The 7,480-nt window shown below is 43.0% G+C and carries 4 protein-coding genes; all 4 read right to left on the bottom strand.

The window, feature by feature from the left end; all coding sequences use genetic code 11:
• Positions 1-248 precede the first annotated feature (248 nt).
• The 4 genes from RWJ43_RS05205 to RWJ43_RS05190 all read right to left on the bottom strand — a co-directional run bounded on the left by RWJ43_RS05205 (position 249) and on the right by RWJ43_RS05190 (position 7,394).
• Positions 249-2,138 (bottom strand): SpaA isopeptide-forming pilin-related protein, encoded by a 1,890-nt coding sequence (locus RWJ43_RS05205; protein WP_314008624.1) that lies wholly within the window; start codon positions 2,136-2,138, stop codon positions 249-251.
• 243 nt (positions 2,139-2,381) lie between these two features.
• Positions 2,382-4,646: a glycogen/starch/alpha-glucan phosphorylase gene (locus RWJ43_RS05200; RefSeq protein WP_314008621.1), complete on the bottom strand. Its 2,265-nt coding sequence runs from the start codon at positions 4,644-4,646 to the stop codon at positions 2,382-2,384.
• A complete protein-coding gene (malQ, locus tag RWJ43_RS05195; RefSeq protein WP_314008618.1) occupies positions 4,646-6,139 on the bottom strand; it encodes a 4-alpha-glucanotransferase in 1,494 nt (497 codons plus the stop codon). Before malQ ends, RWJ43_RS05200 begins: the two co-directional genes overlap by 1 nt.
• A 61-nt stretch (positions 6,140-6,200) precedes the next feature.
• Positions 6,201-7,394, bottom strand: coding sequence for an ABC transporter ATP-binding protein (locus RWJ43_RS05190; protein ID WP_314008615.1), 1,194 nt, complete (start codon positions 7,392-7,394; stop codon positions 6,201-6,203).
• Positions 7,395-7,480: the final 86 nt, after the last annotated feature.

The following is a 7,480-nucleotide window of genomic DNA, read 5'->3' as shown; positions in this document are numbered from 1 at the left end:
CCAACTAAGACGATTTTTTACCGCCTCAAAAACTTTTATCTGGGCAAACGTTGTATGCAGAAAAATGAAATCTCCAACTAAACGCATTTTTTACCACTTAAAGAATATCTTTTGCCTCAAACAGTGTTGATTGCACAGACTGCGTAGGCCAACGCCCAACTAAGCATCTACCCTGCTCTACTTTACCAGCAAAAAAGAAGGCTGTGCGAAGCACAGCCTTCTTTGCACTTGTAATCTATACGCCAAAACTAACGGCGAGCCTTTACAGAGTACGCAAGACCGGAAGCAATAATACCTGCAGCAGCAAGTGCGCTTGCAATGGACATTGCATCGCCAGTATCTGGCAGGTTAGACCTCTTCTTCTTAGGAGTCTTAGGCTTTGGCTCTGGATTAGGATCCGGCGTTGGGGTTGGTGTAGGAGTTATTGGCTTATCGGCTGTAGCAACTTCCGTAGGAACAATGGTCTGGTCTGCAGCATTGAATGTTGCAGGAGCTACCGTAAATGGAATCTGATTTGCATTGAGCTCATATCCCTCTGGAGATGCAGTCTCAACCAGGTAATAATTGCCTGGCGTCAGATAGAACTTATCTCCATCCTGATAGATACCCTTAGTCAGCAAATCTGCAGTTGCAGCAGTGTTCTGAACCAGCGTAGTCAACTCAGTCTTTGTAAGAACATCTCCGGATGTAAAGGTACCGTCTGCACCAGTAGTAAGCCCCTCTTTAACCAGTGTGCCATCAGCCTTGTATAGGCTATAAGTTGCACCAGCAACAGGCTTGGAAGCATCATCAGAGTCAGTCTTCACAAGCTTCAAAGGAGAAGGAACAGCACGATACGTGAGGTAATACTGCCTGGTACGGTTTACAGAACCGTCTGCGTTGAAGCCAGGGGCCAAAACCGAATTATCGCGAGGGCCAGAGTTATACGTACCAATTGCAAGAGATGTTCCCTCTGGGACATCGATATCGTTTGCAATGTAGACGTAAGAATCACCAGGTCCCGCAGACTTAATCTCGTCAACCGACTTGCGAACAGTGGTCAGCAACAGATTGGTTGAAGGATCAGTCTCGAACTTATTACCGCCGGCAACAGAGTCATCTGCAGCAACGCCAGCATACTCGGGCATGTACACAACATGACCCTTTGTGTTGTAACGCGCAGACACCTGACGATCCTCAAATGCTGCGGAGGTTGTATATGTAGCAGCCAGATCATCAAGACCAAGAACACTTACTGCACCGTTACCATAAATAGGAAGGCCAGCATTTCTTTGCGCAATAGGATCACTTAGACCAAGGCCATTAAGCTGCCTGTATGCAAGATCGTCGACATAGTGATACACAGCCGTTGCTGTATCAATGACACGCGCAGGATAACGTTTGGTGTATGCGTGAGTGCCTCCCCAAGATTTCTTAATGCCACCCTGAATTCCCAGCTGATAAGACCTATCAGAGATGTTCAATGGCGCGGAGAACTCAATGTACTGACGAGCTGTGACTGGTGCAGTAAATACAGCAGCAGGCTCTTCATAAGAAGTGCCACCCATAATAGACTGACCATTGACCTTGACGGTAAACATCAAATTATTCTTTGGACCACCACCCGAAAGAGCACCTGTTGCATCCATTGGCTTGTACGTATCAACAGCAGCATGCGCCGAAACAGCCACCTTACGCAGGCCATAACCATTTGGATCATTGTGTGGGAAGTTGATCAGATTCTCTGTATCGCCGAGAAGGACGTAGTAAGCACGAATTTCTCCGCCCTCGGCAATCATCTGCGCAACAGAATATTTAGTTGGATCCATGTCCAGCTTGAGCGCAGTTCCATCAGGCTTTACCCAGTAATAACGCGCGATGACACCTGTACGGTCCTCTCGCGGTTTAGCAGCCTGAGCAGTAATCTCTGCCTGAATTTCAGCATCTGAAATAAAGTCAGGGAATGGATTTGCCACGGTCTGCGTACCGTCAAGCGGAGCGCCGTCCACATCTTCGGAATAAACTGTTGGGTCAGCAGCAAATGCTGTGTGTGGCAGAGCAAACGCCAAAATTGCACCCACAAATAGCATAAGAATTGCTAAAACCGTGAAGCGAGAAAATCGAGTGCTTCTAACGCTTCTAACAGAAGTGCTGTTCATACATCCTTCTTTCAGCGTGAAGGGTGAATATTTATGTATATACCATAGCTCATTTCTTGTCATTTATGCAGATGAGACCAAAACAGATGATATTTTTGTTCATTAAATCGCTAGAGGAACACATTCAAGCGGCCTAGACTACTGGTCTAGGCCGCTTGTTAAGTCCACTTGTTAAGGCCGCTTGTTAAAACTACATTAGACCGCTGGCTTAAGTGGCGGTTTGCTGGTCCGTATTACTTACATCTACTTATCAGGAGTAAGTCGCCAAATCTCGTCATTATATTCAGCAATAGTTCTATCAGATGAGAACGTTCCTGCCATAGCAATATTTACAAGAGACTTCTGGAGCCACGCTCTCCTATCCTCATAATCATCGAACACGCGCTCTTTTGTTGAAATATATGCTTCCAAATCAAGCAACGTCATAAACCAATCTTTTGAGCACAAGTTTTTGTGAAGACGCTCCAGGCGCTCCTCATTACCAAGAGAAATAAACTCTGGGCTAATTAAGAAATCAACGAGTGGTTTAATCTGAGGCTTCTTATAAAACTCTTTTGCTTTGTAACCTTTGTGCTCATAAAGGCTTACAACCTCATCACTTGAAGCACCAAACGCGTAGATATTCTCCTTGCCTACCAAGTCGGCAATTTCTACATTTGCACCATCAACTGTGCAAACGGTAACAGCGCCGTTAAGCATGAACTTCATGTTGGAAGTTCCAGAAGCCTCCTTGGAAGCCAGTGAAATCTGCTCAGAGATATCTGCTGCTGGAATAACGTGCTCAGCGGCAGTAACGTTGTAATTCTCGATCATTATCACCTGAAGATATGGTGAAACATCTGCATCGTTTGCAATCAAAGACGAGAGAACAAGAATTGCATGAATGATATCTTGAGCAGCCACGTATGCTGGTGCAGCCTTACCACCAAAAATGACAGTAATAGGATGCTTTGGAAGGTGTCCAGACTTAATATCAAAATATTTCCAAATCAAATAAAGCAATAGCATTTGCTGACGCTTATATTCGTGGAAACGCTTCACCTGGACATCAATAATGGAGTCGGCATTAACTTTTGTATCTTGATTGTCCAGCAAAAACTTGCTCATTCTATCTTTGGCTATATGCTTTATCTCTTGCAGCCTATTAAGAACTTCATCGTTATTCTGATACTCTAAAAGTCCCTCGAGATTACCAGTTGTTCTCCAGCTATCTCCTATCAACGCATCAAGATACTCGGCAAGCTCGGGATTACAACCCATTAGCCAGCGACGGAAAGTGATTCCATTAGTTTTGTTAGAGAATTTCTCTGGGTACAAATCAAAGAATGGCTTGAGCTCTGTCTCTTCCAAAATCTTAGTATGAAGCGCTGCAACGCCATTGATACTAAAGCCGTAATGAATGGCAAGGTTAGCCATGTGAACTTTCTTATCAATGATGACTTGTACACTTGGATCTGCAACGGTACTACGGATGTGTTCGTCAAGCTTTTTGATAATCGAAGCAATCTTTGGAGAAACTTCCTCGATAAATTTAAGAGGCCATTTCTCAAGAGCTTCTGCCAAAATCGTATGATTTGTGTATGCAACTAGTGAAGAAACAATGGTTACAGACTCTTCAAACGAGATATCATATTTCTCAGTCAAGATACGAATAAGCTCTGGAATTACCATTGTGGGGTGCGTATCGTTAATCTGAATCACAACATAGTCAGCGAGGTCATGAACATTACTGCCGCGCTCAACCGCCTCTTTAACAATCAACTGTGCAGCATTTGAAACCATAAAATATTGCTGATACACACGAAGAAGCTGACCGTCTTCGTCCGAATCGTCGGGATACAAAAAGAGTGTTAGATTCTTTTTTAAAGCAGTCTTATCAAAATCAATAGCGTCATCAGAAACTAATGATTCGTCGATACTTTGCAGGTCAAACAAACGAAGTCTGTTTTTCTTTGTTCGGCCATATCCCAAAACATCAATTGAATAGAGCTCAGACGTCACCGAGAAATCTCTAAATTCCACGGTAAATGATGTCTTCTCGTCTTCAAGCCACCTATCATCAGCAAGCCAAGCATCTGGAACGGCAGTTTGCTGTCTATCTAAAAACTGCTGATGAAAGAGGCCAAAATGATACTTAAGGCCTACACCATCGCCTGGCAGACCAAGTGTTGACATGGAGTCGATAAAGCATGCCGCCAATCGACCAAGACCACCGTTACCAAGTGAAGGCTCAACTTCAAGCTCTTCGATGTCTTCGAGCGAATGGCCTGCTTTAGAAAGCTGCGCTTTTACCTCGTTATAAATTCCCAGATTGATGAGGTTATTTGAAAGCAGCTTGCCAATAAGAAACTCAGCGGAGATGTAATAGAGCCTCTTCTTACCATTATTTAACGGAAGAGCTTCTGACTTACTCTTAACCACTTGAAGCAGTAATTCAAAAACCTGCCTGTCAGTAATTTCAGACAGAGGTTGGTTAAATTGTTGAAGAGACAAAGTGTCTAAGTTCATTACTTCTCCTCTTTGTACACTCTGAAGTACATCTCAGTAATAGTTCTTAAAAAATCTTCTATGTGACGCGTAATGGCTCCTTGCTTCATACGCCAACACCAGTTACCTCCAACAGTGGCTGGAACATTCATACGTGCAGAATCATCTAAGCCGAGAAGATCTTGCATGGTGTGAATACAAGTGTCACTCACAGAAGCTGCAATTCCACGTGAAAGCGCCTCACCAATTGGCTCATCTTTTGAGCGATGAAGGTAAATATCTGCCTGTTCACGCTCTCTATCAGTAGCCTGAGTTTCATACCAACCACGAGCAGTTGGATTATCATGCGTTCCCACATAAGCAATGGAATTTGCAGTGTAATTGTGAGGAAGATCTCTTGAATCATGCTTTCCATCAAATCCGTACTGCAAGATTTTCATTCCTGGGAAACCAGTTTTGTCTCGCATGGCAATGAGTTCTGGTGTAATTAAGCCAAGGTCTTCCGCAATGATTGGAAGCTTACCCAGCTGCTTTTCCAGTTCCTTAAACAGCTCCAAATCTGGCCCTTTAGTCCATTTGCCTTCTGTAGCATTTGCAGCTCCGTAAGGAATCTCCCAATAGGCTTCAAAACCTCTAAAATGATCAATTCTAAGCACATCAAACATCTCAAGATTTGTCTGTACACGCCAAACCCACCATGAATAGTGCGATTTCTTCATATACTCCCAGTTATAAATGGGATTTCCCCAATATTGACCGGTGGAAGAAAATTGATCAGCAGGAGTGCCCGCAACCGTAATAGGTCGTCCTGTTTCATCCGTTTTAAACAGTTCTGGCTGTGCCCACATCTCAACAGAATCGCGCGAGACATAAATGGGAAGATCACCAATTATAAGTACTCCCCTTTTATTGGCATAAGTCTTAACCTTTGCCCATTGAGTAAAGAAGAAATACTGAGTCATCTTGTGATACAAAACTGACTTTTGCAGTTTCTTAATTTCTTTTGCAGTAGTCTCGTTTCTGTGCTGATAAAGTTCTGGCCACTCCCAGTAGGCTTTATGTCCAAACTCTTCCTTTAGAGACATGAACTCCGCATATGGATCAAGCCATTCTGCATGATCATGACAGAACTTCTCAAAATCAGCAGGAACATCTTGCATAAACCTATCAAAGGCACGATTAAGTAAACGACGATGATTTACAAAAAGTGCACCATAATCAACACAAGTATTGCTAGTCCCAAAAGAAATATCTTCAAAGTCATCTGTCTTTAAATAGCCAAGTTTCTCAAGATTTTTTAAATCTATATAGTAAGGACTTCCCGCTGCAGCAGAAAAAGACTGATAAGGAGAGTCACCATAACTTGTGGTAGTAAGAGGCAAAACCTGCCAATACCTTTGTTTTGTCCTGACGAGAAAATCAATAAAATCGTAGGCTTCTTTGCCAAACGTGCCAATCCCATATGAATTTGGAAGAGAAGAAACGGCCATAAGTACTCCGCTTGCTCGTCCCATAGTTGCCTCTTTCACAAAAAGAGTACTGGCTTATCTTTTCAAGATAAGCCAGTACAAAGGTTTAATACTTAACTAGATTATCTTGCGTATTCTTATCAAAGAGATGAACAGCATTGTCTTCGAATTTAAACCACACTTCATCACCAATTTTGAGGTCTCGTTTTGCAAGTTCAGTTGCTGGAACAATAAGGACAAAATTACCGTCTTCAGTATGAACATGAAGGTGAACAGTAGAGCCCATAAGCTCACTTACCTCAAGATTGCCCTTGAAAGCGCCAATTCCATTTGGCTCAGTCAAATAAATTTGCTCGGGCCTAATGCCGACAATGACATCTGTTGCTGGCGCAGCAACCCAAGACTGTGCTAACAGATTAGCCATCTCAGGAGAAATTTCAAATGACATGTTTTCTGTCTCCACATGGAACTCATTGTCCACGCGAATAAGATGTGCGTTAAAGAAATTCATTTGAGGCATGCCAATGAAGCCAGCAACAAAGAGATTAGCCGGTCTATTAAACACTTCTTGTGGTGTTCCAATTTGCTGAACAAAGCCATCCTTCATAATGACAATGCGGTCGCCCAAGGTCATTGCCTCTGTTTGGTCGTGTGTAACATAAACAAAGGTTCCATTAACCTTCTGACGAAGCTTAATAATCTCTGTACGCATCTGATTTCTCAGCTTTGCATCAAGATTTGAGAGTGGCTCATCCATCAGGAAGACTTTTGGATCACGGACAATTGCACGACCAATTGCAACGCGCTGACGCTGACCACCAGAAAGTGCCTTTGGCTTACGATCAAGATATGCTGTAATACCTAATGTTTCTGCAGCTGCACGGACCTTCTCGTCAATAACTTGTGGATCAACCTTTTTAAGCTTAAGAGTAAACGCCATATTGTCATAAACGGTCATATTTGGATACAGCGCATAGCTTTGGAAAACCATTGCAATGTCTCGGTCTTTTGGTGCGACATCATTAACAAGCTTTCCATCGATATAAAGCTCGCCAGAAGAAATATCTTCTAGACCTGCAATCATACGCAGTGTAGTAGATTTTCCGCAACCCGAAGGGCCAACAAGCACAACAAACTCGTGCTCCTTAATAGTGAGATTGAAATCCTGAACAGCAACAACGCCTTCTTCAGTTACCTCAAGATTGCTCTTTTTCTGCTCAGTTTTCTTACCAAAGAGAGTCTTGCGCTTCTTCTCATTTGGGTAAATCTTTTTTATATTCTTCAAAACGATTTCTGCCATGATAAAACCTTTCAGAAATGCCTACAGCTTGCTGTAATACATTGAGATTTAGCCTTTTACAGCACCAGAGACGACACCATCGATGA

Origin of the sequence: Lancefieldella parvula, from assembly GCF_963530955.1 — a bacterium.
GTDB lineage: Bacteria > Actinomycetota > Coriobacteriia > Coriobacteriales > Atopobiaceae > Lancefieldella > Lancefieldella parvula_A.
Note: the sequence above shows the minus strand (reverse complement) of the source record. Positions and strands in the feature narration are given on the sequence as shown.